At 45.5% G+C, this 24364-nt stretch carries 23 protein-coding genes; 17 read left to right on the forward strand and 6 right to left on the reverse strand.

The features are described from left to right. Window positions 1–6: 6 nt before the first annotated feature. The 15 genes from ITG12_RS15705 (at window position 7) to ITG12_RS15775 (ending at window position 12369) form a co-directional block, all read left to right on the forward strand. Window positions 7–1122: a chemotaxis response regulator protein-glutamate methylesterase gene (locus ITG12_RS15705; protein ID WP_038872061.1), complete on the forward strand. Its 1116-nt coding sequence runs from the start codon at window positions 7–9 to the stop codon at window positions 1120–1122. 8 nt (window positions 1123–1130) lie between these two features. Beyond that, window positions 1131–1910, forward strand: coding sequence for a ParA family protein (locus tag ITG12_RS15710; protein ID WP_248873217.1), 780 nt, complete (start codon window positions 1131–1133; stop codon window positions 1908–1910). Beyond that, window positions 1900–3075 (forward strand): chemotaxis protein CheW, encoded by a 1176-nt coding sequence (locus ITG12_RS15715; RefSeq protein WP_248873218.1) that lies wholly within the window; start codon window positions 1900–1902, stop codon window positions 3073–3075. Before ITG12_RS15710 ends, ITG12_RS15715 begins: the two co-directional genes overlap by 11 nt. Before the next feature lie 35 nt (window positions 3076–3110). Beyond that, window positions 3111–3605: a chemotaxis protein CheW gene (locus ITG12_RS15720; RefSeq protein ID WP_038864816.1), complete on the forward strand. Its 495-nt coding sequence runs from the start codon at window positions 3111–3113 to the stop codon at window positions 3603–3605. Window positions 3606–3619: 14 nt separating this feature from the next. Further along, complete coding sequence (locus tag ITG12_RS15725) at window positions 3620–4111, forward strand: DUF2802 domain-containing protein (RefSeq protein ID WP_038882173.1); 492 nt, start codon at window positions 3620–3622, stop codon at window positions 4109–4111. Window positions 4112–4310: 199 nt separating this feature from the next. After that, window positions 4311–4928 (forward strand): cytochrome c biogenesis heme-transporting ATPase CcmA, encoded by a 618-nt coding sequence (ccmA, locus tag ITG12_RS15730; protein WP_038864813.1) that lies wholly within the window; start codon window positions 4311–4313, stop codon window positions 4926–4928. A gap of 1 nt (window position 4929) precedes the next feature. After that, window positions 4930–5598, forward strand: a complete 669-nt coding sequence (gene ccmB, locus ITG12_RS15735; RefSeq protein ID WP_038864811.1) for a heme exporter protein CcmB — start codon at window positions 4930–4932, stop codon at window positions 5596–5598. 109 nt (window positions 5599–5707) lie between these two features. Next, on the forward strand, window positions 5708–6451 hold the full coding sequence (locus ITG12_RS15740) for a heme ABC transporter permease (protein WP_038864810.1): 744 nt from the start codon (window positions 5708–5710) through the stop codon (window positions 6449–6451). Window positions 6452–6462: 11 nt separating this feature from the next. Beyond that, window positions 6463–6669 (forward strand): heme exporter protein CcmD, encoded by a 207-nt coding sequence (gene ccmD / locus ITG12_RS15745; RefSeq protein WP_038864808.1) that lies wholly within the window; start codon window positions 6463–6465, stop codon window positions 6667–6669. Further along, window positions 6666–7151 (forward strand): cytochrome c maturation protein CcmE, encoded by a 486-nt coding sequence (gene ccmE / locus ITG12_RS15750; protein WP_038864807.1) that lies wholly within the window; start codon window positions 6666–6668, stop codon window positions 7149–7151. Before ccmD ends, ccmE begins: the two co-directional genes overlap by 4 nt. Then, window positions 7148–9130 carry a heme lyase CcmF/NrfE family subunit gene (locus ITG12_RS15755; RefSeq protein WP_038882174.1) on the forward strand — a complete coding sequence of 661 codons (1983 nt, stop codon included), beginning with the start codon at window positions 7148–7150 and terminating at the stop codon, window positions 9128–9130. The genes ccmE and ITG12_RS15755 overlap by 4 nt, the downstream gene beginning before the upstream one ends. A gap of 1 nt (window position 9131) precedes the next feature. After that, window positions 9132–9686 (forward strand): DsbE family thiol:disulfide interchange protein, encoded by a 555-nt coding sequence (locus ITG12_RS15760; protein WP_248873219.1) that lies wholly within the window; start codon window positions 9132–9134, stop codon window positions 9684–9686. After that, window positions 9683–10171 carry a cytochrome c-type biogenesis protein gene (locus ITG12_RS15765; RefSeq protein WP_248873220.1) on the forward strand — a complete coding sequence of 163 codons (489 nt, stop codon included), beginning with the start codon at window positions 9683–9685 and terminating at the stop codon, window positions 10169–10171. Before ITG12_RS15760 ends, ITG12_RS15765 begins: the two co-directional genes overlap by 4 nt. Further along, on the forward strand, window positions 10168–11385 hold the full coding sequence (gene ccmI, locus ITG12_RS15770) for a c-type cytochrome biogenesis protein CcmI (RefSeq protein ID WP_248873221.1): 1218 nt from the start codon (window positions 10168–10170) through the stop codon (window positions 11383–11385). Before ITG12_RS15765 ends, ccmI begins: the two co-directional genes overlap by 4 nt. 204 nt (window positions 11386–11589) lie before the next feature. Beyond that, window positions 11590–12369, forward strand: a complete 780-nt coding sequence (locus ITG12_RS15775) for a VacJ family lipoprotein (protein ID WP_038871377.1) — start codon at window positions 11590–11592, stop codon at window positions 12367–12369. 90 nt (window positions 12370–12459) lie between these two features. Here the strand turns inward: ITG12_RS15775 and ITG12_RS15780 are convergent, their stop codons facing one another. The 4 genes from ITG12_RS15780 to ITG12_RS15795 form a co-directional block, all read right to left on the reverse strand. Beyond that, the gene (locus tag ITG12_RS15780) at window positions 12460–13749 is read right to left on the reverse strand and encodes an outer membrane protein transport protein (protein WP_248873222.1); all 1290 of its coding nucleotides are present in this window, start codon (window positions 13747–13749) and stop codon (window positions 12460–12462) included. 309 nt (window positions 13750–14058) lie between these two features. After that, window positions 14059–15318 (reverse strand): outer membrane protein transport protein, encoded by a 1260-nt coding sequence (locus tag ITG12_RS15785; protein WP_038882178.1) that lies wholly within the window; start codon window positions 15316–15318, stop codon window positions 14059–14061. Window positions 15319–15615: 297 nt separating this feature from the next. After that, a complete protein-coding gene (locus tag ITG12_RS15790; protein WP_039974173.1) occupies window positions 15616–16350 on the reverse strand; it encodes a DUF3379 domain-containing protein in 735 nt (244 codons plus the stop codon). Next, window positions 16343–16936, reverse strand: coding sequence for a sigma-70 family RNA polymerase sigma factor (locus ITG12_RS15795; RefSeq protein WP_042603324.1), 594 nt, complete (start codon window positions 16934–16936; stop codon window positions 16343–16345). The genes ITG12_RS15790 and ITG12_RS15795 overlap by 8 nt, the downstream gene beginning before the upstream one ends. Before the next feature lie 612 nt (window positions 16937–17548). On the opposite strand from ITG12_RS15795, the gene fadI reads away from it, so the two are divergent. Together fadI and fadJ are read left to right on the forward strand one after the other, a co-directional pair. Beyond that, on the forward strand, window positions 17549–18856 hold the full coding sequence (fadI, locus tag ITG12_RS15800; RefSeq protein ID WP_039974172.1) for an acetyl-CoA C-acyltransferase FadI: 1308 nt from the start codon (window positions 17549–17551) through the stop codon (window positions 18854–18856). Continuing rightward, complete coding sequence (gene fadJ / locus ITG12_RS15805; RefSeq protein ID WP_248873223.1) at window positions 18856–20970, forward strand: fatty acid oxidation complex subunit alpha FadJ; 2115 nt, start codon at window positions 18856–18858, stop codon at window positions 20968–20970. The genes fadI and fadJ overlap by 1 nt, the downstream gene beginning before the upstream one ends. A 67-nt stretch (window positions 20971–21037) precedes the next feature. Here the strand turns inward: fadJ and ITG12_RS15810 are convergent, their stop codons facing one another. Further along, window positions 21038–21292: a hypothetical protein gene (locus ITG12_RS15810; protein WP_041057922.1), complete on the reverse strand. Its 255-nt coding sequence runs from the start codon at window positions 21290–21292 to the stop codon at window positions 21038–21040. A gap of 97 nt (window positions 21293–21389) precedes the next feature. After that, entirely contained in the window at window positions 21390–24167 is a 2778-nt protein-coding gene (locus tag ITG12_RS15815) for an insulinase family protein (protein ID WP_248873224.1), read from the reverse strand. Window positions 24168–24364 lie beyond the last annotated feature (197 nt).

A 24364-nucleotide genomic window follows, 5' to 3' on the forward strand; every position in this document is an offset into this window, starting at 1 on the left:
AATAAAATGGCGATTAAAGTACTAGTCGTTGATGATTCGAGTTTTTTCCGTCGTCGCGTAAGCGAAATCATCAACTCAGAATCGCGCCTAGAAGTGATTGACGTTGCGGTTAACGGCAGAGAAGCGGTAGAAAAAGCCAAATCTCTCAAACCTGACGTCATCACGATGGATATTGAAATGCCAGTCATGGACGGTATTACTGCCGTTCGTGAAATCATGGCTGCGTCTCCTACGCCAATCCTGATGTTTTCGTCTCTGACGCATGATGGGGCGAGAGCGACACTTGATGCACTAGACGCTGGTGCGTTGGATTTCTTACCGAAGAAATTCGAAGACATCGCACGTAATCGCGATGAAGCGGTATCGCTGCTCCAACAACGAGTGATCCAAATTGCTTCCAAGCGTGCGTTTATGCGCCGTCCTATTGCGAAACCAGCGGCGACAACGGCTAATTCGACAACACGTCCTTTAGCATCTCGTTCAGCTACGCCAATGGCATCTGCACCAAGTCGCTCTATGGCTGCGAAATTCCGCGCGTCTGGTAAGAAGTATCAGTTAACGGCTATTGGCACTTCAACCGGTGGCCCTGTTGCGCTGCAAAAAATTCTAACTCGCTTACCTGTAAACTATCCGCACCCAATCGTGCTTATTCAACATATGCCAGCGACTTTTACCGCGGCGTTTGCGAGTCGCCTAAACACGCTATGCAAAATCCAAGTGAAAGAAGCGCAAGATGGTGATGTGTTGCAAGCTGGCGTTGCTTATCTTGCCCCAGGCGGCAAACAGATGATGGTTGACGGTCGTGCTGGTGCTGCTCGTCTTCGTATTATCGATGGCGGCGATCGCATGAACTACAAACCGTGTGTCGATGTAACCTTCGGTTCTGCTGCAAAAGTCTACGGCGACAAAGTCTTGTCGATGGTACTGACTGGCATGGGTGCTGATGGTCGTGAAGGTGCGCGTATGCTGAAATCGGCTGGCTCAACTATTTGGGCTCAAGACGAAGAAAGCTGCGTCGTCTACGGCATGCCTCAAGCGGTTGCAAAAGCGGGTATATCCACTGAAGATTTACCTCTCGACCGTATTGCTGAGCGCATGCTGGTCGAAGTCGGCTTAGCGTAGGAAAAATCATGATCGTTTGGAGTGTAGCAAACCAAAAAGGTGGGGTAGGCAAAACGACATCAACAGTGACGTTAGCAGGCCTATTAAGCCAAAAAGGCCATCGTGTCTTAATGGTGGATACGGACCCACATGCGTCACTGACCACGTACCTTGGTTATGATCCTGATGCTGTGACGTCGAGCTTGTTCGACCTTTTTCAGCTCAAGACGTTTACTCGTGAGACGGTAAAACCGTTGATCGTAGAAACGGATCTTGACGGCATGGACATTATCCCTGCGCACATGTCATTAGCCACGCTCGACCGTGTAATGGGCAACCGCAGCGGAATGGGGTTGATCTTAAAGCGAGCTCTACAAGCCGTTGCTCAAGATTATGATTATGTGCTGATCGACTGTCCGCCAATTCTTGGTGTGATGATGGTGAACGCACTAGCAGCGAGTGATCGCATTTTAATTCCGGTACAGACTGAATTTTTGGCCATGAAAGGTTTAGAGCGCATGATTCGCACGTTAACCATCATGCAAAAGTCTCGTCCGGGCGGGTTCAAAGTGACTATCGTGCCGACTATGTACGATAAGCGCACGAAAGCTTCGTTGCAGACGTTAACACAGCTGAAAAAGGATTATCCGAATCAGGTGTGGACCTCAGCGGTACCGATTGACACGAAATTCCGTGATGCAAGCTTGAAGCACCTGCCAGCATCGCATTTTGTTTCTGGTAGCCGTGGCGTGTTTGCATACAAGCAACTGCTAATTTACTTGGAGAGGCTAGCGTTCGATGAGCAATAACGACGTACTTTCCAGTGAACAAGCACTTGATGATTACTTCAGTGCTTTGCTTGGCGAAGAGGTCGAAGTTATTGAGCAAGAAGAAGCACTTGACTTGCTCGCTCAAGAACTATCATCTGCAGAGCCAGAGCCAGAGCCAGAGCCAGAGCCAGAGCCAGAGCCAGAGCCAGAGCCAGAGCCAGAGCCAGAGCCAGAGCCAGAGCCAGAGCCAGAGCCAGAGCCAGAGCCAGAGCCAGAGCCAGAGCCAGAGCCAGAGCCAGAGCCAAAATTGCAACTGCATTACGCTGAACCCGAGTCTTACCAATACAGCGAAATGTATTCCCCAGCATTGGAAGCGCCCAATCTGGAGGATGTACAACGATTATTAAGCCAGCTTGAATCTACAAATGTCGTAGCAGAGTTGGATATCGATGACATTCTGGAACAAAACACCATTGATATAGCTGCAGAAGCAAAGTCAATCGTACAAGAACCAGTAATCGAAGTCGAAGCGGCGGTTGAAGCCGTGGAAGAAATCCAAGAGTGGGACATTGAAGAAGATTCAGTGTCTGCGATTGAGATTGAACAACCCGAACCAATCAGGGTTCAACCAAAAGTTGAAGTGGTTGAACCAAAGTTTGATGCCGATGTGGAAATTGAACAACGCATCGAGACAGAAACAGAGCTGGAGACCGAAGCGGGAGCAAAGCTTCCTGATGCTTGGGAAAGCACACAACGTAGTGAAGACTTTCAAGTATTGTACTTTGATGTAAACGACGTGACGTTCGCTGTACCGCTTGATGAGCTTGGTGGCATTCATCGCATCACAGAGCTCAATCACTTAATCGGTCGACCTGCTTGGTATTTGGGTTTACAAACCAGTCGCGAACAGCAATTTGATGTCGTAGACACTGCAAAGTGGGTGATGGCAGATAAGCTTCGTGATGAAGACTACAAAGAGAATTACCAATATGTCGTCATGCTTGGTGAAAGCATGTGGGGGTTGGCAAGTAACCAGTTAATGGGAACTGAAACACTCAATATCGACAAAGTCCGTTGGCGTGAACAAGCCGGCAAACGCCCTTGGTTAGCGGGTATGGTGAAAGAAAAAATGTGTGCTTTAATTCATGTCCAAGCACTTATAGACATGCTAAACGCCGGTTTAGATGTAAAATCACTGAATTAGATTTTGGTCGGGAACGACATTAACGAGGATTAACTATGTCTCAAGCTTTTGAAGTTGAAGTGAAGAAAGATACATCGAACGACGAAGTTCTTCAGTGGGTGACGTTCCAACTTGAAGAAGAAACTTATGGCATCAATGTGATGCAAGTTCGTGAAGTGCTTCGCTACACAGAAATCGCTCCAGTTCCGGGTGCGCCAGATTACGTACTAGGTATCATCAACCTGCGTGGTAACGTGGTTACCGTTATTGATACTCGCTCTCGTTTTGGCTTAATGGAAGGCGAAGTGACTGACAATACACGTATCATCGTGATTGAGTCTGAGCGCCAAGTTATCGGTATCCTAGTCGACAGCGTTGCTGAAGTGGTTTACCTACGTTCTTCTGAGATCGATACAACCCCATCTGTAGGTACTGACGAAAGCGCTAAGTTCATTCAAGGCGTAAGCAACCGTGATGGTAAACTGCTTATTCTTGTTGATTTGAACAAGCTACTAAGCGATGACGAATGGGATGAGATGGCTCACCTATAATTGGCTGATGAATCATGGCTGAAGAAACCTTCCTATCTTTGCCGCTATTTGCAGGCGGCTTGGCTTTTGTATTTCTGATTCTGCTTTTAATGCAGTTACGCGTGCGTGCTGGCTTACAAAAGCAAATGGATCAGCAGCGTGCTCATGCGCGAAATGCTGAGAAAGAAGTACAAAAGCTGAACAAACAACTGTTGGAAGTGCGTTCTGTGGTTGTTGGTTTAGGCCAAAAAGTCACTGAACAACAAGATGTAATTCAACATCTTAATGAACGCATTCGCGAACTAGAACACGCAGATACAGACGGAAGACTGTATAGTCGCGCTTCAAAAATGGTTCAGCTTGGTGCTGATATCAACGAGTTGATTGAAGAGTGTGAATTGCCGAAAGCGGAAGCTGAATTAATGCTGTCTTTGCAGAAGAAACTTGCAGGGAAAGAGAAAATTCCACCACTAAGCAGTCAACCCTCTGATGACCCGACTTATCCACCTCGTGGAAGACGTCGATAAAAGATGAAAAAAGAAGCTTCGGCTTCTTTTTTTATTTTTAAAATAAAAACTTATAATCACTTATGGTTAATTTTATTAAAATGTGACTATAAGTTAACAAAAACTCACGAACTTACATACATCATCGCTTTCTTATCCTGTTTTGTCACAACTAAGCTGTGTTAATATAGCCGCTCATTCATTTTTTAGTTGAAGCCCTATGTTAGAAGTCTCTAACCTAACTGCGATCCGTGACGAAAGGGTCCTGTTTGAAAACCTGCAATTTGAAATTAAGCCTGGTGAGCTTGTCCAAATAGAAGGACGAAACGGCACAGGTAAAACGACATTGCTGCGAATCATTATCGGGTTAGGGGACAGAGAAGAGGGCATCATCAAATGGAAAGGCGAAATCACGGAAAAATCTCGTGACGTCTTTCATCAAGACTTGCTCTTCCTTGGGCATCAAACTGGCGTAAAACGCGAGTTGACGGCATTCGAAAACCTACGCTTTTATCAATCTATTCACAATAACCGTTCTTCTGATGACGAAATCTTTGCTGCATTGACTCAAGTTGGTCTTGCAGGTAGAGAAGATGTGCCTGTAGCACAACTTTCTGCCGGTCAGCAACGACGTGTTGCGCTTGCTCGATTGTGGTTGAGTAAACAAATTCTATGGATTTTAGATGAGCCGTTGACGGCAATTGATAAACAAGGTGTGAAGGTGCTTGAATCATTGTTTGCAAATCATGCTGATAATGGTGGCATCGTTATTCTGACTACACACCAAGATATGTTTGCAGATAGCTCTAAACTTAGAAAAATAAAATTGGGTGATTAGTATGATTTCGTCCATGACCACCATTATCCGCCGTGAGTTGTTGATTGCATTTCGTCGTCAGGCAGACATCCTGAACCCGCTGTGGTTCTTCATTATCGTGATCACACTTTTCCCTCTTAGCATCGGTCCAGAGCCTAATTTGTTAGCACGTATTGCAGCTGGCATCGTTTGGGTTGCTGCGTTGCTGTCTGCCTTATTATCATTAGAGCGTCTATTCCGTGATGATTTTCAAGACGGTGCGCTAGAGCAAATGATGCTGATGCCAATTCCGTTGCAACTTGTTGTGATTTCTAAGGTCATAGCACATTGGTTGTTAACTGGATTGCCGCTAATTCTGATTAGCCCATTATTGGCGATCCTGCTTTCTCTTGATTTCAATACTTGGTTGTCTGTGGTTTTGACACTCGCGATCGGAACTCCGACGCTAAGTTTTATCGGTGCCATTGGTGTGGCGCTGACAGTTGGGTTACAAAAGGGCGGCGTTCTTCTAAGTTTGCTTATTCTGCCGCTCTACATCCCAATTCTGATTTTCGCTACATCCGCGATTGATGCTGCAGCATTAGGTATCGCGTATAACGGACAACTGGCTATTTTAGGGGCCATGTTGATGGGGGCCGTCACCCTCACCCCGTTTGCTATCAGCGCGGCGCTAAGAGTTAGTGTTAACTAACTCAGTAAAGTGCGGATTAAGCGTCGTTTGATCAAAGAATTATTATTAAAGCACTGCTACGGTCTCGACCCTCTAGACAGTGTCCCTGAAGTAAGAGTGAGAACTTAACATGTGGAAATGGCTACATCCTTATGCCAAGCCTGAAGCAGCTTATCACCTAAGTGGTAAGTTTCTCCCTTGGTTTTCTGTTTTGGCCCTCGTATGCCTGTCGGTTGGTACCGTATGGGGGCTTGCGTTCGCGCCTTCGGACTACCAGCAAGGCGACAGTTTCCGAATCATCTATATTCACGTGCCTTCAGCCATTTGGTCGATGGGTGTTTACATGTCGATGGCCATTGCCGCATTTATTGGTTTGGTTTGGCAGGTTCGCCTTTCAGAAATGGCCGCACTCGCTATGGCACCAATTGGTGCAGTGTTTACTTTTATCGCTTTGCTTACTGGCGCGGTGTGGGGAAAGCCAATGTGGGGCACTTGGTGGGTATGGGATGCACGCCTAACCTCAGAACTCATTCTTCTATTCCTGTATCTTGGTGTTATTGCGCTGTATCACGCGTTTGACGATCAAAAAACCGCCGCAAAAGCCGCTGGTATTCTTGCGATTGTTGGCGTTGTTAACCTACCTATCATCCACTTTTCTGTGGAGTGGTGGAACACGCTACATCAAGGCGCAACCATTACGAAATTTGAAAAGCCATCCATTTCATCCAACATGCTTTGGCCGCTGTTGTTGAACATCTTTGGCTTTGCGTTCTTCTTTGGTGCAGTGACTATGGTGCGTTTCCGTAATGAAATCATCAGTAAAGAAAGTCACCGTCCTTGGGTTCGCAAACTCGCATCTGAAAAAACTCAGTGAGGTAATTAATCATGCATTTTGAATCTCTGAGCGAATTATTTGCCATGGGTGGCTACGCATCATACGTATGGAGCGCGTTTGGTATTACTTTCTTGTCTATGCTGATTCTTTTGATTTCAAGCGTCCGTCGTGGGGATGCGTTATTGAAAGAAGTTCAAGCAAAAATTGACCGCCAAGCGCGTATCGACGCGGCGAAGAATATGGAGAACACGTTATGAACCCGAGACGTAAAAAGAGGCTGGGCATTGTCCTCGCTATCTTTATCGGCATCAGTGCAACCATTGGTTTGATGTTGTATGCGCTTAACCAAAATATGGACCTTTTCTATACTCCAACAGAGTTAGTTAATGGTAAGCCTGATGGTACGAAACCGGAAGTCGGTCAACGCTTGCGTATCGGCGGTATGGTTGTTGTGGGTTCAGTTCGCCGCGACCAAGACTCTCTGAAAGTGCGTTTTGATCTACACGACGTGGGTCCAAAAGTGACGATCGTGTATGAAGGTATCCTTCCAGATTTGTTCCGTGAAGGTCAGGGTATCGTAGCTCAAGGCGTACTTAAAGATGCAACAACGGTTGAAGCGTTTGAAGTGCTAGCGAAGCACGACGAAGAGTACATGCCACCTGAAATTGCAGAAGCGATGAAGAAAACCCATGAGCCTTTGCAGTACACCACTGAACAAAAACAAGGAAGCGACCAATGATTGCTGAAATCGGTCACTTTGCCCTCATTTTATCGCTTGCGATGGCAGTACTGCTAAGCGTACTGCCGTTATGGGGCGCATCAAACAATAACACGATGCTGATGAATACAGCACGACCGCTATCTTGGTCGATGTTCATCATGCTATTTTTCTCATTCGTGATCTTATGTTGGGGTTTCTATACCAATGATTTCACGTTGCAATACGTGGCAAGTAACTCAAACAGCCTACTACCTTGGTACTACCGTCTAACGGCAGTTTGGGGCGCGCACGAAGGTTCACTGTTGCTTTGGGTGCTTATCCAAGCTGGTTGGACTGTGGCTGTAGCGACATTTAGCCGCGGTATGCCACAAGAATCGGTTGCACGTGTGCTTGCTGTGATGGGCATGATTTCAGTTGGTTTCTTGCTGTTCATCATTCTTACTTCAAACCCGTTCCTACGTACGTTGCCATTCTTCCCTGTTGATGGTCGTGACCTGAACCCACTTCTTCAAGATCCGGGTTTGATTGTTCACCCGCCAATGCTTTACATGGGCTATGTAGGCTTCTCGGTTGCGTTCTCGTTTGCGATTGCTTCTCTAATGACAGGCCGTCTTGATACGGCTTGGGCTCGTTGGTCTCGCCCTTGGACTACAGCTGCATGGGTTTTCCTAACACTAGGTATCGCACTAGGCTCTTGGTGGGCGTACTACGAACTTGGCTGGGGTGGCTGGTGGTTCTGGGATCCAGTAGAAAACGCATCATTCATGCCTTGGCTAGCGGGTACGGCTCTCATGCACTCTCTAGCGGTGACGGAAAAACGCGGTACGTTTAAAGCATGGACAGTATTACTGGCAATTTCTGCATTCTCATTAAGTTTGCTTGGTACCTTCTTGGTTCGTTCCGGTATTCTGGTGTCGGTACACGCATTCGCGTCTGACCCATCTCGCGGTATGTTTATCCTAGGCTTCCTCGTTTTCGTCATTGGTGGTTCACTCCTGTTATTTGCAGTGAAAGGGGCGGCGGTTCGGGTTCGCGGTAACTTTGATTTGGTTTCGCGTGAGAACGCGCTACTTGGGAACAACGTGCTTCTGATTGCTGCACTGGTCGTCGTACTAGTTGGTACATTGCTGCCATTAGTTCACAAACAAATTGGTCTTGGTTCAGTATCTATTGGTGCGCCATTCTTCGACATGCTGTTCGCATGGTTGATGATGCCGTTTGCCTTCCTGTTAGGTATTGGTCCTATGATTCGCTGGAAGCGCGATAATCTATCTAAGCTTATTAAGCCGATGATTGTTTCCGGTGTGCTTGCCTTCGCATTAGCGGCAGTGTGCGTGTTCCTGTTCGCAGACTTCTTCTCAGTGATGGCTTACATCGGTTGGGTAATGGCAATCTGGATCATTGCAATGCATTGCTTTGAATTGTACGAGCGTGCGACGCACCGTCACAGCTTTGGTGAAGGTGTTCGTAAATTGCAACGCAGCCACTGGGCAATGATGCTTGGTCACATTGGTTTAGCCGTTACTGTGATTGGTATTGCGATGGTGCAAAACTACAGCATCGAACGTGACGTACGTTTGGCGCCTGGTGAGCACTTCAAGATTTACGGTTACGATTTCTACTTCTCAGGTCTACGTGACAAAGATGGTCCAAACTACGATGGTTACATCGCGGACTTCGAAATCACCAATGATGGTAAGTACGTGAACACGCTACACGCTGAAAAACGTTTCTACCGCACGGCGAAGTCGATGATGACTGAAGCGGCTATTGATCGCGGAATTACTCGTGATTTGTACATCGCGATGGGCGAGCGTCTAGACGACAACCGTTCGTGGGCAGTACGTATTTACTACAAACCATTCGTTCGTTGGATCTGGGCTGGTTCATTGATCATGTCTTTAGGTGGTGCGCTTGCTATCTCTGATAGACGTTACCGCTTCCGCAAGACGGCTAAGAAAGACGGAAAGTCAAAGCTAGCGGAAAAGGAAGCATAATATGAATAAGAAAGTCTTATTTATCCCGTTGGTCGCTTTTATGGTTTTGGCGGGTATCTTCGCGACTCAGTTGGTTCGTAACCAAGACGGTGACGATCCAACAAAATTGGAATCAGTACTGATAGGTAAACCAGTACCTGAGTTCCACCTAGAAGATTTAGCGGAACCGGGTAAGCAATACGACCAGTCGATCTTTAAAGGTGAGCCGCTGTTGCTTAACGTTTGGGCGACTTGGTGTCCAACTTGTTACGCTGAGCACAAATATTTAAACGAACTTGCAGGCAAAGGCGTGAAGATCATCGGTATGAACTACAAAGATGATCGTAATAAAGCGATTGGTTGGTTAAACGACCTTGGTAATCCATACCTAATCAGCTTGTTTGATGGAAGCGGCATGTTGGGCCTAGACCTTGGTGTTTACGGCGCTCCTGAAACGTTCATCATCGATGCCAATGGTGTGATTCGCTACCGTCATATTGGCGATGTGAACCCTCGTAACTGGGCTGAGACCCTAGAGCCGCTTTATACCAAATTGGTTGAGGAGGCGAAGCAATGAAAAAGTTTATTCTAGCGGCGCTCGCTGCGATGACATTTTCGCTTGCAGCACACGCTGCAATCGAAGTGTATGAGTTTGATAACTTAGAGCAAGAACAACAGTTCAAAGAGCTCGGTCATACGCTTCGTTGCCCTAAATGTCAGAACAACACGATTTCTGACTCAAACGCAGAGCTTGCTCAAGACCTACGTCACAAGGTTTATGAAATGACCAAAGACGGTAAGTCTAAAGATGAAATCGTTGACTACATGATTGCCCGTTACGGTAATTTTGTGACTTATAACCCTCCGTTTACCATGGCAACCGCGATTCTTTGGCTTGGTCCATTTGCTGTTGTTTTAGGTGGCTTTGGTTTGATCGTGCTTCGCAGCCGTAAAGCCAAAGCAAAAGCTGTTCAAGATAGCGATGAAAATTGGGATGAGAACAAAGAAGCTCGTCTTAAAGCGCTACTTGATGAAGAGAACAACGGAGATAAGAAGCAATGACACTATTTTGGATTTCTACCGTTGTTTTAACGCTGATTGCTTGCGTGTTGGTCGCTTTGCCACTGCTAAAGCAAAAAGCAAACAACGATGAAGTATTACGTGACGAGCTAAACAAAGCGTTCTACAAAGACCGACTTTCTGAACTTGAAGAAGAAACCGATGAAGGCTTGGTCGAGAGCCAAGACGAGTTGATCTCTGATTTGAAACAGTCGCTACTGGATGACATCCCAAGTGAAAAAACACAAGGCGAAACCAAAGTTTCTCCAATGGCGGTATTGATTCCTTCGGTTATTTTAACGGTTGTGTTGAGTTACGGTCTTTACTACAAGTTTGGTGCCTCTCAGGACGTTGTTAAGTGGCAGGAAGTCACGTCAAACCTACCTGAACTTTCGAAAAAGTTGATGTCAGCATCGTCTGAGCCTTTAAGCGAAGATGAAATGGATGACTTATCGTTAGCACTTCGTACGCGTCTACATTACCAACCAGATGATTCAACAGGTTGGCTGCTTCTTGGTCGTATCGCTCTGGCTAATCGTGATGTCACAACCTCGATTGATGCAATGGAGAAAGCGTACAAGCTGGAGCCGAAAGATCCTGACGTACAACTCGGTTACGCTCAAGCTCTAATGCTGTCTCAAGACGAGATGGATCAAGCGACAGCACGTTCTCTGCTTGGCAAGCTAATGCAGCAAGACTATGTCGACCTACGTGTATTCTCGCTGTTGGCATTCGATGCGTTTGAGCGCCAAGATTTCCCTGCAGCGATTAAATACTGGGGCATCATGCAGCAGATGATTGGTCCAGAGGATAGCCGTTACGAAATGCTAGGTCGCAGTATCGAAAGTGCGCGTAAGCAAATGGGTGAGGCGGTGTCTCCAGATAAAAGCGTGGCAGTGACGATTAACGTTGCTCCAGAAGCTCAATTGGACCCAAGTGCAGTATTGATTGTATCTATTCACCGCGCAGACGGCTCCCCAATGCCAGTTGCAGCAGCGCGCTATCCACTAGGGACTTTCCCTCGTACCGTGGTTCTAGACGACGGTAATGCGATGATGGAAGGGCAGAAGCTGTCGTCGTTAGAGAAACTGATGGTACGTGTTCGTATCGACTCTGACGGTAACGTAGCGACTCGTGACCATGATTGGCACGGCGAAAGTGAAGCGGTTGAATTTGGTCAACCAGTGGATGTGATGATCGATAAGCAGTATCAATAAATCTATCCTGTCTCTGATAGTGGACACTTTGTGATTGTCCTATCGCTTTTGTGGTATGACTACCAACTATCGAGTAGAATGATGAAGGCCAGCGCTTGCTGGCCTTTCTTTATTTATATACCCAAGTGACTTTTTAAGAGCAGTATCGCGTACATCAATCTTTAAGGTTGCTTAGGTATATTAATCGTCGTTATGGAACGCAGAATGTATAACAAGGGTAAATCCACCTTCTTGTTGTTGTTTGCAGTTGGAATGGTTGGCTGTTCGACTGCGCCTGAAGAGGCGGCAACAGAAGAAAACGAAACGAATCAAACGACTTCTGGTGTTTATGATCCGTTAGAAGGCTTCAACCGCGCGATGTGGGAAATCAACTACGATTACCTTGATCCGTATTTGGTTCGTCCTATCTCTCTTGCGTATGTGGACTACACGCCAGTCCCAGTTCGCTCAGGTATCGCAAACTTTTTAGCGAACTTAGATGAGCCAGCAAGCGTGGTTAACAATTTGGTAATGGGAAACGGCACTAAAGCGGTCGATCACTTTAACCGATTCTGGATTAACTCGACTTTTGGTGTACTTGGCTTATTCGATATCGCGACAGCGGCGGGTATCACCAAATATGATAACAAAGAGTTCAGTAGTGTGGTGGGTCATTATGGAGTAGGAAATGGTCCTTACTTTATGGTACCTGGCTACGGCCCATATACGTTGCGCGAAGTAACAGATACGGTAGATGGTATGTATTTGCCGCTTTCTTACCTTAACTTCTGGGCTGGTCTTGGTAAGTGGGCATTGGAAGGTATGGAAAAGCGTGCACTGATTGTTCCACAAGAAGCGCAGTTAGAAGCCTCTCCAGATCCATACGTATTAACGCGTGATATTTATCTTCAGCGTCAAGATTTCAAAGCAGAAATCAACAATACGGATGAAGTGAATGAGGACGAAGAAGCGTACTTGGATGAGTACTTAGAAGAAGACTTCTAAACGTTTTCTACAGACAAACAAAAAGGCTTGGTGAAAACCAAGCCTTTCTTTTTATCGGTAACTTTCTTTTATCGATAAATAGCGTTTAGATTAGAACTTGTAGTTCGCTTGAACACCGATTAGCCAAACGTTGCCCGTTACTTCACCTTCAAATGCACCACCGAAAACGGCTGCTTCGTTATCAGATGCATCACGAGGTTCGCTGATTGGCGCATCTTTCGCAAAGATGTAAGTAAAGCCAGCGTCTAGAGTTAGGTTTTTAGACCATTCATAGCTTGCACCAACACTTAGCCATAGACGGTCAGTCTCTGGAATTGTTGTTGTACGGTACTTGTCATCAACTGCAGACATGTCGTAAGCAACGCCTGAGCGCAATGTCCATTTTTGGTCAAGCTTGTAAGTCGTACCTACAGCAAAGCGGTAGTTATCTTCCCAGTTTTCCGATTTGATTAGATCAGATGAATCAGGGAAATCTGCCACTAGCTCTTTAAAGCTGCTCCAATCTGTCCAGTTAATGCTTGCGTGTACTGCTAACTGGTCATTTAGTTGGTGGAAGCTCGCTAGTTCAGCTGTCGCTGGCAAGGTAAGGTCCATTGAACCTGCTTTTTTCGCGTTAGGGTTCACTGGGTTGAACGCAAGACCATTCGCGTGACCTTCTAGGGTCAGATCTACCGCTGATTTATATGCGAAACCGATACGGTTGTTATCATTGATCTGCCATGCAGTACCCACTTGCCAACCCCAAGCGGTGTCATCACCTTCCATGTATTTAAGTGTTTGACCCGGTAAAGTCGGTTTCACTAAACCCATCTGAGGTGGCATTACCGCGCCAATGCTACCATCTGCGATGATGTAACGGATACCACCACCAATGCTTACCGCTTCATTTAGTTTGTAAGCCGCGTTCAGGTTCGCTTCCATCGACGTTACGCTAGCTTGGTTACCAAAGTTTGCTGCAGCAAAATCTTTACCTAGGTCTGTTTCCATACCGTAGTTAGTGCCAAAGGCTAGACCAATAGCAAACTTGTCGTTGTACTGGTGAGATAGGTAGAAGTTAGGGATAACAGCATCGTGTGCAAAGTCATGTGAACTTGCTTTATTAGAACCATTTACAAATGTCGATGTGCCATCAACATCAATATTAGGGTTTACATAAATAGCGCCAACAGACACTTGTGTGCCTTCTAGGTACGTTAGCATTGCTGGGTTACGCCACTGTGCACCTGCGTTATCAGCCATCGCTGCTTCACCAGCGTATGCACGACCTAGGCCAGTCGCAGAGTATTCTGCAAGTTGGAAACCTGCTGCGTTTGCAACGCCTGAAGTGCTTAATAGGCCGAATGCCACTGCTGCTGAAAGGAGAGTCTTGTTGGTTTTCATTGTAATGTTCGCTGAGTTATTTATAACGTGGGGCGAAAGTTTACGTCTAGAGTTATTACTTTAAAAATGAAAATCCAATAAAACAGTGTTTTCAGGTTAATTATCTATTGGTAGTTAAATATGTAGTTAATTTATCTAACTGTAAAGGCGTTGTGAAGAAGTTTCAGCGAACAACTGTGAGTTCTAATAACTGCTTTTAGTTACACGTGTGCGCTCAGATTAGGTGAGGGATAAATGATAGATAAGAAAAAAGGCTGGAATTCCAGCCTTTTATATAGAGAGTGTTTATATTAGCTTCATGCGAAATGCTTAGAAGCTGCGGCTGTATTGTAAGCCGAATAGAATCGCATCTGCGCGAGTTGTTGCTTCGATTGTGCTACCTAGGCTAGAAGTTTCGTTAACCTTAACGTCTTCGCCCAGTAGGTATGTAAAGCCGATATCAACATTTGACGCGTTATCAATGTGGTAAGTTGCACCTGCTGAGAACCATTGGCGGTCTGAGTCTGGAACAGACACTGAAGTTTTTTGGTCTTGTGCACTCGTGTCGTACATGTAACCAGTACGTAGTGTCCAGTCAGAGTTCATGTAGTACGTACCACCGATAGCGTAGTGCCAACCGTCTTGCCATTTGTATTCGTTAAAGGTGTAGTCACCACCGTTCACAGAGCCGTCAAGAGTATCGAATGCACTCCAACCGATCCATTGTACGCTGTAATGTACTGCGAACTTAGTATCTTGAATTTTGTGGTAACCAGAGAATTCTGCCATATCTGGAAGAGGTAGGTTTAGCTTACCATCAGAGTCTTTTGCCCCAGCAGGTGCGTAAGTGATATCGCCTTCAGCTTCGATCTCTGGGCTGTAACGGTAAGAGAAACCGAAACGGTTGTTTTCATCTAACTCGAACACCGTACCAACGTTAAAGCCAACACCAAAACCTGCCGCATCTGCGTCTAGTAGTGTAGTACCTTTTGCGATTACACCTGGAACAGTGAAACCAGCACTACGTTGTAGTTTACCTGTACCGTAAATTAGGTCTAGGCCTGCACCAAAGCTCCATTGGTCGTTTAGACGGTAAGAACCCGCGACACCAACGTTAACGCTTTTTACGTCAGTTAGGCCGCCAAATTCAGACCATGTTAGATCATTGCTGAATTCTGTTTTTGTACCGAAGTTAGAGTATGCGTTTACGCCCCAAGCAAACTTGTCGTTTACTGGCACGATAAGGTGGATGTTCGGTGCAACAGAAGTGCTGCCAATATCATCGTAATCAGTGTTGTCTGATACTAGGCCACCAAGTGCTTTATAGTTTACGTTTTTTGCTGTGATATCCGTTGTGATGGTTTCAAAACCAAGCGACAGTTCCATTTTATCAAATAGAGCCATTGCTGCTGGGTTACGAGCCATTACAGATGCGTTGTCTGCAATTACTGCATCACCTGCGAATGCACGACCGATACCAGTCGCTGATTGTGCGTTTAGCTGGAAACCAGCTGCCATTGCTTGACCAGATGCCATTGCAACCGTCACTGCTAGGAGAGTCTTTTTAAACAGACGCGTATTCTGAGTCATTTTTTATTCCTTATGGGTTTCGTCTCTTTGGACGATAAGTTGAGCATTTGCTCAGTGGCGCAGATAGTAGTATTAAGAGTGGACCATACAAATCCGACCATTGGATAAATTTGAATAAAAATTGCAGAAATGATGTCTAAATGTCGGGAAATTGCATCTAAAGTGCGTAATTTAGAGTTTTGACTCTAAACTTGATTGGTGGGGTGAATGTTTTTATTGGTATCTATAAGAAAAAGCCGCTAAATTTCGAGATTTAGCGGCTTTTCACGTTTTATCGATGCGGTATTAAGGAACTTGTTACATAGGTTCCATCATCGGAGCAAGCTTAGCTGCAATAGCATCGATATCCTCGCCATTGCTACCAACAAGAATCATACTGGCTTTGCCCACCGGTTTCACAACACCACTCATACCATCTTTATCAAAGTCGACTTTCTGGTCACTCTTCACATCAGTCACAAACATGGTGACTCTGCCTTCTTTACCTTGGAAGACGACATGAAGCGCATTGTTCGACTCACCAAAGCCACAATGGTTTAGGTAGTAAACGTGATATGGAAAATCACCGTTTATCTGGTAATGGAAAGGCATCATTTTCGCGTTGACTTGTTTATTCGAAACATCTTCATCGATGTTACGGACAAACGGTTCTTCTGCCACTACGTGTTTCATTGCGGTGTCAGCCAGACTTGCTTGCGCTGGAGAAACAATAACGTTACCCCAGTTAATCTGACCTACAAGTAAACCAGCAGTAAATGCAACGGATGCCGCCAAAGCCATCGCTTTACGAGCGAAATTAGGTCTGACTATCTTTTCATCTTCTAATACATTTGATGTTTGGTTAAACAAAATCTTGTCGGCGAGATCTTCTGGCACATCCACATTCATGGCTTGCTTAATCTTTAGATCGAGGTCCAAAACGTCTTCAACAAACTTACTGTTAGCATCGTTCTCAGCTAAAGCTTGCAGAATCTCTTCATCCTTCTGTTTTGGATCCGACAAAATACGACGACGAAATTCTAAATCATCCATTTTTTTGTCCTCTCTGAGTATCTTGAGAATCCAACATCTCTTTTAGTTGATTGCGGGCGCGGAAAAGGCGCGTCATTACCGTGTTTTTGTTCAGTTCCAAAATGTTACCGATTTCTTCTCCGCTGAAACCGCCTACAACTTGGAGGAACAAAGGTTCACGATATTCGACATCAAGCTTCATTATTTGAGCTTGTAGCCATTCCTGCTGATGATGTGGGTCATCGCTGACTTTAGCATCATTGCCATAGTCATCGATATCAACCAAATCAAATTGTTTGCGTTCGAAGCGGCGCGCATTTTCTCGTCTCAGAATGGTAATAAGCCAAGATTTCGCAGCCTTTTCATCTTGAAGGCTATCGAGAGACTTCCACGCACGCAGACAGGTTTCTTGAACCAAATCTTCTGCAACCGCCTTTTCCTTGCATAACCAGTATGCGTAGCGATATAAGTCTCTGTGATAGCCCCGAACAAGAGCTTCGTATTTTCTTTGTCTGTCCATATCAGAGTTGACCGGACTGTCGGAATTTTTCTTTCCAAACATTTTAAATATTGCCACAGGAGCCTCCGTCTTGCTCTGTGAGGTCATATATACCGCTTATATTTATAATCGATCCGACTACACTTTTTGTAGTTTAGCAGCAGCACAATATACGTCTTCAACGATCAAGCACTTATTTGAAGTGATGATAATTTATTTTTTATTGTTGTCAGTGAGGCGTTTTACCTCATTTGGTTGGCTACTTGGTCAGTCTTCAAATCCTATTCCTGCAAGAAACCATAAAATCACCATAAAAATTGATCTATTTCAAAATCTCATACAGTGAAGGGGCTATAGTACATCTTGTCATCTAGTTAGTCATTGCGACTAACATGTTGAGCAAGATGACACTTCCTTTTGAAGGCTGACTTTACTTTCTCCTAATCAGGAAACTGATTAATTTTACAATTGGCGTATGTTAATTGTTTTATAGATATTCCGACCACACAACATTGTGTGGTTTTTTTTTGCTTCAATTTTACCCACAGCACACTTCTTCTCTTTTTAAGTCACTATAGTTAAGCAATCTTAATCGCATAAGAATCAATGAACTAGAGTAATAGATCTACTCGCTTCACGTTTATTTAAACGCACGTTTGATAAATTTAACAAGTTGATTACAATGCATGAGGTCAGACCTCTTGTATTTAAGGAGAAACAATGGGCAAGCAGGAAGTAAAAACACGCCATGGTGAACGTGTTGCTATTGTCGCAGGGCTCCGAACTCCCTTTGCTCGTCAAAGCACTGAGTTCAGCCAGGTGCCAGCGGTCGATTTAGGTAAAATGGTAGTGAGCGAAATGCTTGCTCGCACAGATATCGACCCTAAGTTAATTGAACAAGTGGTATTTGGACAAGTGGTTCAAATGCCAGAAGCACCAAACATCGCACGAGAAATCGTATTGGGGACGGGTATGCACATTCATACCGACGCTTACAGTGTGACTCGCGCATGTGCGACCAGCTTCCAAGCTGCTGTCAATGTTGCCGAAAGTATTATGGCTGGCAGCATTGATGTGGGGATTGCTGGTGGTGCGGACTCTTCTTCTGTGTTGCCTATTGGTGTATCAAAAACGCTGGCTGCTAATTTACTGGCGCTCAGCAAAACCAAAACGCTGGGTCAAAAGCTCAACATTCTTAAAAAACTCAGCTTCAAAGATTTGATGCCAGTGCCGCCGGCAGTGGCTGAATACTCGACGGGTCTCTCAATGGGTCAGACTGCCGAGCAAATGGCGAAGTCACACGGAATTACTCGTGCAGAGCAAGATGCGTTGGCGCACCGTTCTCACTCTCTAGCTTCGCAAGCTTGGAAAGACGGCAAAATCCAAGACGAAGTGATGACTGCTTTCCCAGAACCTTACAAAAAATGGATCTCTGAAGATAACAACATTCGTCATGATTCGACATTAGAAGGTTACGCAAAATTGCGTCCGGCTTTTGACCGCCAATACGGTAGTGTAACAGCCGCAAACAGTACGCCATTAACCGATGGTGGTGCCGCTGTGATGCTAATGCGTGAAGGTAAAGCGAAAGAGCTTGGGATGGAAATTCTTGGCTACATTCGCGGTTATGCATTCTCGGCTATTGGCGTCGAAATGGATATGTTGATGGGGCCAACTTACGCGACATCGAAAGTATTAGAAAATACCGGATTGGAACTCTCAGACCTTACGCTTATTGATATGCACGAAGCGTTTGCAGCTCAAGCACTTGCAAATGTGAAGATGTTTGCTTCTGATAAATTTGCCCAAGAAAACCTAGGTCGCTCGAAAGCGATAGGTGAAATCGACATGGATAAGTTCAACGTCCTTGGCGGTTCAATTGCTTACGGTCACCCATTTGCTGCGACTGGCGCTCGTATGATGACACAAACGCTACGTGAGCTGAAACGTCGTGGTGGTGGTCTTGCGTTGAATACTGCGTGTGCCGCAGGTGGTCTTGGTGCAGCAATGATTTTGGAGGTTGAGTAATGAGCGAGCAAAAAGCATTTAGTCTAAAGATTGATGAGCAGAACATTGCTTGGCTAGCCATCGATGTGCCAAACGAGAAAATGAACACGCTGCAAGCGGCGTTTGCAGATGAGATGAAAGAGATTTTCGCTCAACTGAAAGACACCAACGGCGTAAAAGGGATGATCATCCATTCCTTAAAACCAGATAACTTTGTTGCGGGTGCCGATGTACGAATGCTCGAAGCGTGCACGACGGCAAGTGAAGCTGAAGCCTTAGCCAAGCAAGGCCAAGACTTGTTCCAGCAGCTGTCTGAGCTGCCTTATCCGGTTGTCGCAGCGATTCATGGTCCATGTCTGGGTGGCGGTTTAGAGCTTGCTCTCGCGTGTGACTACCGAGTGTGTACTGATTCCGATAAAACGCGTCTTGGTTTGCCTGAAGTGCAACTTGGTTTGCTGCCTGGTTCTGGTGGTACTCAACGTCTTCCACGTTTAATTGGTCTGTTGCCCTCGTTAGATTTAATCCTTACAGGTAAACAACTGCGTGCGAAGAAAGCGAAAAAATTGGGTGTGGTTGACGCATGTGTGCCTGAGACTGTCTTGCTTGATGTCGCGAAGATGCATGTCGAAAAAGGCAAGAAGAAAGGTAAACAAAAGCAATCGACCAAAGAGAAATTGATGTCAGGCAGCGGCTTAGGTCGTAAGTTTGTGTTTGAGCAAGCAGCGAAAAAAACTAATGAAAAAACGCGTGGTAACTACCCTGCAACCGTGGCTATCCTAGAAGTTATTCAACACGGTCTTGAGAAAGGTTTTGCTCAAGGCCAAGAACTTGAAGCAAAGCGCTTTAGCGAATTGGTGATGAGCTCTGAATCAAAAGCATTACGCTCTATTTTCTTTGCTACCACTGAGATGAAGAAAGAGAATGGTACAGAGGCTGAGCCCGCATCGGTCGGTCGAGTTGGTGTACTTGGTGGTGGTTTGATGGGGGCGGGTATTAGCCACGTTTCCGTCGCCAAAGCAAAAGTGCCAGTTCGTATTAAAGATGTTAGTAACGACGGTGTGCTTAACTCATTGAACTACAACTACAAGTTGTTTGATAAGCAACGTAAGCGCCGCATTATCTCGAAAGCGGGTCTGCAAGCGAAGATGCTGCAACTGTCTGGCGGCATTGACTTTACAAGCTTCAACCATATTGATGTAGTAATTGAAGCCGTGTTTGAAGATCTTGACCTTAAACAGACGATGGTTGCGGATATTGAAGCGAATGCGAAACTAGACACTATTTTTGCGACCAATACGTCTTCTTTGCCGATTCACAAAATTGCGGAAAAAGCAGAGCGTCCAGAAAACATCGTCGGTTTACACTATTTCAGCCCGGTAGAGAAAATGCCGCTGGTGGAAGTGATTCCTCACGAGACGACGTCGGATGAAACCATTTCTACCGTGGTTGCGCTTGCGAAGAAACAAGGTAAAACGCCAATCGTTGTGAAAGATAAAGCAGGCTTTTACGTAAACCGTATTCTTGCACCTTACATGAATGAAGCCGCACATATATTGTTGGCAAATGAGCCAATCGAACAACTGGACAATGCACTACTCGATTTTGGTTTCCCGGTTGGCCCAATTACTTTGCTTGATGAAGTTGGTGTCGATATTGGCGCGAAGATCATGCCAATCTTGGTTAACGAATTGGGCGAGCGATTTAAAGGTCCAGACGTATTCGACACACTACTGAATGACGGTCGTAAAGGTCGTAAGAGTGGTAAAGGCTTCTACACCTACAAAGGTAAGAAGAAAGAAGTCGATAAGTCCGTGTACAAGCTATTGAACCTGACGCCAGAGTCTAAGCTGAGTGACAACGACATTGCACTGCGTTGTGTGTTGCCAATGCTAAACGAAGCGGTTCGCTGTTTAGACGACGGTATTATCCGTTCTCCACGCGATGGTGATATCGGTGCGATCTTTGGTATTGGTTTCCCACCATTCCTAGGTGGTCCATTCCGTTACATGGATCAATTCGGTTTGAAAGAATTGGTTGAGAAAATGAACGAGTTTGCATCGAAATACGGAGATCGTTACGCGCCATGTGATGGCTTACTCACTCGTGCGGGTGAAGGTCGTAACTTCTATGATTAATGGCTTGCGCTAAAAATAGAAAGGCTTGCGTGATGCAAGCCTTTTTTGTGTTTGAGATTATGAGGCGTTATTTCTTCTTGTCTTTTTTGTCCTTGTCGTGACCTTTGCCTGGGTTGTTATCACCGTGGACACTAGAATTACCTTTGTGGTCTTTGTCATGTTTCCCTGAGGAGCAATCGTCGGACTTTATTGACACGTTATCACCATCAAGGCGCAAACAGTCTTCACTCAGTTCGAAATCGTCACCCTTAATTGTGATGTCTGCATGGGCAACAGGCGCGAGTGGCATAAGTACAGCAGCAAGTAAAAGTAGCTTTTTCATTTAGTCCTCGTGTTTGCATATTTATTGAACAAGGTAATTACAGCATAAACTAAATTACTACTTTTACCATTTCATGCCAATTATGCATTTGAGTCTCTTATCCGAGGCCACAATCTTTTGGTCGTAATTGAAACTCTTCAATCGATCCAATTTCTAAACCAAGATTAACTCGCGGAGCATCTGCGTGTGCTATACCTTGCGAGTGCATGACCAAACGGTTTGCGGTGCGCGGTTTTAACTCGTTGACAACAAAGCGGATCATATCGGTACGAGTAAGCCCTTTAAGCTCTTCTAGTACCTTTTCACGTTGATTGAAATCCGTGTCTTTGTTGCCAACAGCGACCCACAAGCGCTGAGCTCTACCACGCAATGTTGTGTCGGGCGTTGCTATTTGATTCCATAAACCTCGCTTGCTGCTGTGCCACTGGTATTCATTTAGCTCTAGCAATACCATGTAGAAAGCGTTCAAAAACTCATCAATTGATGTGACCAATTCAGCGGGAGCGGCATTTGGAGACTGAACGTACAGCACAATACCTGGGTGGCGATTGAGAGGCATATTTCCCGTACCGACCATATAGCCAAGTTGCTGCTTGGTGCGGATTTCATGGAAGAAGGTCGCCGACATCAGATGGTTAGCCAATGTATACAAGGCGATATTGCGTGGCTCGATATCTTCACATTGGTGGTAAATCACCACCGCGGAATCTTGCTGATTACAGTGGACTTCACGTTGGAAACTGCCATTTTCGCCAAGCATGACCAACGGGCGGAGTGCCTCTTCGTAGCGTTGTTCTTTTACTCTAAGGGCATCTTTCAACGTTGTTGCCATCTCTTTTGCGTGCTGACGCTGCCAGTCGCCGTAAACGAACATTTCTACATGCAACTCGGCCAAAATTGATTCAACAAACACCGACAGTTCATCCACTTCTATTTCTTCCAGCGCTTCAACGAGTGTTGCGAAAGGCGGATTGTTGGGTTGAAGAAGACCAGTCAGTGCATTGAATAGCTGCGAAATAGGGCGGTCCTGAGATGAATTTCGCCAATTACGTAATAGTTGTTGTTTGATGGTTTCGAATCGAGCAGGGCTGAACTCACGTGCCGCGAAGCGATGCAGAATCATTTCTAACAGCTGAGGCAATTTCTCGCTAAAACCTGATAGCGTCAGAGTAACACCACCTTGGTGAGCGTACATGTTGTAACCCATACCTGCGATTTCAGCTTGATAGGTCTCTTTCGCTAATGAATCAAGGAACATCTCAACACATAGGCGTGTTTTCACGATGTTTTTCGGTGAAGCGACGGCGTGCGAGCTGTCGATAGCGACATACACGACGCCTTTTGGCACTCGGAATTCGTCATCTTGCAAATGCCATAAACGGAAGCCTTCGACATCTTCCACTAATTCTGGCAATGAGCCACCATTTTCAAACGGTTTTGGATCGAGCTCGTAGCAAATGTATGGGTTCTTTTCTGGGAGAACGAATTGCCAACTAGGATCGATTTGTTGATATAAACGACGTTGTTCATCGTTGAATGGATGCACTGAGTAGGGCGTGAAATACCATTCTGCGGTTTGGTTGTACTCTAATCCTTTGGCAATCAGAGTCACACGAACATTTTCGATGTTGAGGTAGTGCAATAAAGAGCGTTGTAGCTCTTCATCATACCCTGTCATTTTGTAGTCACCGTAAACCGTGTCTTCCGGCTGATAGTGCTGCATGTTGATCACAAGGTGGCTGACCAAATCCATCGGACGAGATGGCTCTTGAAAGCGGAAGGCAGACTCCAGCACTGCTTGTTTTTCAAGGTAACGCCATTCATCCATCCCATCTTGTTTGATCATAGACAGGTACTGGAATACGGCTTGAATGATGTTATCGACATAACCCAAGCCATCTTGGGTCAATGTGCAGCTGACTGTGAAGTCTCGGTAATTGCTGCCGCTTGCACCTCCACCGGCAGATAAGGAAGTAATCCAACCTTTGTTTTTCAGCTCTAGCATCAAACTGCCTTCGCCTTCATAACCCAACAAATGCGCAAAGTAGGAGAGGGGTTTCGCGCCGTAATGCACATCCATCCCTGGCATCGGGAAGGTTAAGATCAGTTTACGAAATTCTTTAATCGGTTCGACTTGAACCAAAATGCCGGTGCTGTCTTCGTTACCTATAGGTACATCAATCGATTTTCCGTGTAATTGATGATTTGGAATGTCAGCAAACATGGTTTCTACCCAAGCTTGCTGTTCATCAAGAGATTGAGGACCAAACAAGGTCAATGTCATCAAATCAGCGGAATATTGCGAGTGGTGAAACTCGACTATCTCGTCGCGAATCGATTTGCCATCGCGATCGCCGAGGGTTTCCAAGTTGCCGACAGAGAACTTAGAAAACGGATGATCAGGGTTGATGACCTCTTTGTTTACTTGATATAGACGGCGAGAATCGTCGTTCAGTTTGAGCTTGTATTCGGAGTCGACAGCTTGGCGCTCTTTGTCTAACGCTTCTTCATTAAACAACGGTGCGGTGAAGAATTGGCTGAAACGGTCAAGCGCGGTTTCAAACGCTGTGGGGGTGACGTCAAAGAAGAAACAAGTATGCTCTGTTCCCGTCCAAGCGTTATTTGTGCCACCGTGTTGACTAATAAAACTTTGAAACTCGCCAACTTTAGGGTATTTTTCCGTTCCCAAAAAAAGCATGTGTTCTAGGTAGTGTGCCAGACCTTGACGATCATTTGGGTCATCAAAGTGTCCAACATTTACTGCCAAGGCTGCTGCCGACTGTTGAGCGGTGTCGGAGTGGATCAGCAACACGCGCAGTGCATTACTCAAGGTAATGTAGCGGTATTGATTTGAATCGTTTGGACTTAAGTGCACGATGCGTCTCCAGATTTCGCATTACAGTAATGATGAACCCCGAATGGGGCTGCGCAAAGTTTGCGCTTCGACAAATACTGCTTGCCGTATTTTTGTTATTCGTAAGAGTACTGCATAAGCCCAATAGCCAATGCTATGGGGTTCGAGCTATTTGAAGGAATGCACTGAGTTCATAACTTCATCGTAGAATGTGATGA

The sequence above is a fragment of the Vibrio sp. ED002 genome (assembly GCF_023277445.1).
Taxonomy (GTDB): Bacteria; Pseudomonadota; Gammaproteobacteria; order Enterobacterales; family Vibrionaceae; genus Vibrio; species Vibrio jasicida.

Excerpts from the sequence above, each read along its gene's own strand:
- ITG12_RS15760 (WP_248873219.1), top strand. The coding sequence starts at position 9,132 with ATGAATAAGAAAGTCTTATTTATCCCGTTGGTCGCTTTTATGGTTTTG.
- ITG12_RS15765 (WP_248873220.1), top strand. The coding sequence starts at position 9,683 with ATGAAAAAGTTTATTCTAGCGGCGCTCGCTGCGATGACATTTTCGCTT.
- ITG12_RS15780 (WP_248873222.1), bottom strand. The coding sequence starts at position 13,749 with ATGAAAACCAACAAGACTCTCCTTTCAGCAGCAGTGGCATTCGGCCTA.
- fadI (WP_039974172.1), top strand. The coding sequence starts at position 17,549 with ATGGGCAAGCAGGAAGTAAAAACACGCCATGGTGAACGTGTTGCTATT.
- ITG12_RS15720 (WP_038864816.1), top strand. The coding sequence starts at position 3,111 with ATGTCTCAAGCTTTTGAAGTTGAAGTGAAGAAAGATACATCGAACGAC.
- ITG12_RS15740 (WP_038864810.1), top strand. The coding sequence starts at position 5,708 with ATGTGGAAATGGCTACATCCTTATGCCAAGCCTGAAGCAGCTTATCAC.
- ccmD (WP_038864808.1), top strand. The coding sequence starts at position 6,463 with ATGCATTTTGAATCTCTGAGCGAATTATTTGCCATGGGTGGCTACGCA.
- fadJ (WP_248873223.1), top strand. The coding sequence starts at position 18,856 with ATGAGCGAGCAAAAAGCATTTAGTCTAAAGATTGATGAGCAGAACATT.
- ITG12_RS15715 (WP_248873218.1), top strand. The coding sequence starts at position 1,900 with ATGAGCAATAACGACGTACTTTCCAGTGAACAAGCACTTGATGATTAC.
- ccmE (WP_038864807.1), top strand. The coding sequence starts at position 6,666 with ATGAACCCGAGACGTAAAAAGAGGCTGGGCATTGTCCTCGCTATCTTT.
- ITG12_RS15755 (WP_038882174.1), top strand. The coding sequence starts at position 7,148 with ATGATTGCTGAAATCGGTCACTTTGCCCTCATTTTATCGCTTGCGATG.
- ITG12_RS15795 (WP_042603324.1), bottom strand. The coding sequence starts at position 16,936 with ATGACCTCACAGAGCAAGACGGAGGCTCCTGTGGCAATATTTAAAATG.
- ITG12_RS15775 (WP_038871377.1), top strand. The coding sequence starts at position 11,590 with ATGTATAACAAGGGTAAATCCACCTTCTTGTTGTTGTTTGCAGTTGGA.
- ITG12_RS15725 (WP_038882173.1), top strand. The coding sequence starts at position 3,620 with ATGGCTGAAGAAACCTTCCTATCTTTGCCGCTATTTGCAGGCGGCTTG.
- ccmA (WP_038864813.1), top strand. The coding sequence starts at position 4,311 with ATGTTAGAAGTCTCTAACCTAACTGCGATCCGTGACGAAAGGGTCCTG.
- ITG12_RS15710 (WP_248873217.1), top strand. The coding sequence starts at position 1,131 with ATGATCGTTTGGAGTGTAGCAAACCAAAAAGGTGGGGTAGGCAAAACG.
- ITG12_RS15705 (WP_038872061.1), top strand. The coding sequence starts at position 7 with ATGGCGATTAAAGTACTAGTCGTTGATGATTCGAGTTTTTTCCGTCGT.
- ccmI (WP_248873221.1), top strand. The coding sequence starts at position 10,168 with ATGACACTATTTTGGATTTCTACCGTTGTTTTAACGCTGATTGCTTGC.
- ITG12_RS15790 (WP_039974173.1), bottom strand. The coding sequence starts at position 16,350 with ATGGATGATTTAGAATTTCGTCGTCGTATTTTGTCGGATCCAAAACAG.
- ITG12_RS15785 (WP_038882178.1), bottom strand. The coding sequence starts at position 15,318 with ATGACTCAGAATACGCGTCTGTTTAAAAAGACTCTCCTAGCAGTGACG.
- ITG12_RS15810 (WP_041057922.1), bottom strand. The coding sequence starts at position 21,292 with ATGAAAAAGCTACTTTTACTTGCTGCTGTACTTATGCCACTCGCGCCT.
- ccmB (WP_038864811.1), top strand. The coding sequence starts at position 4,930 with ATGATTTCGTCCATGACCACCATTATCCGCCGTGAGTTGTTGATTGCA.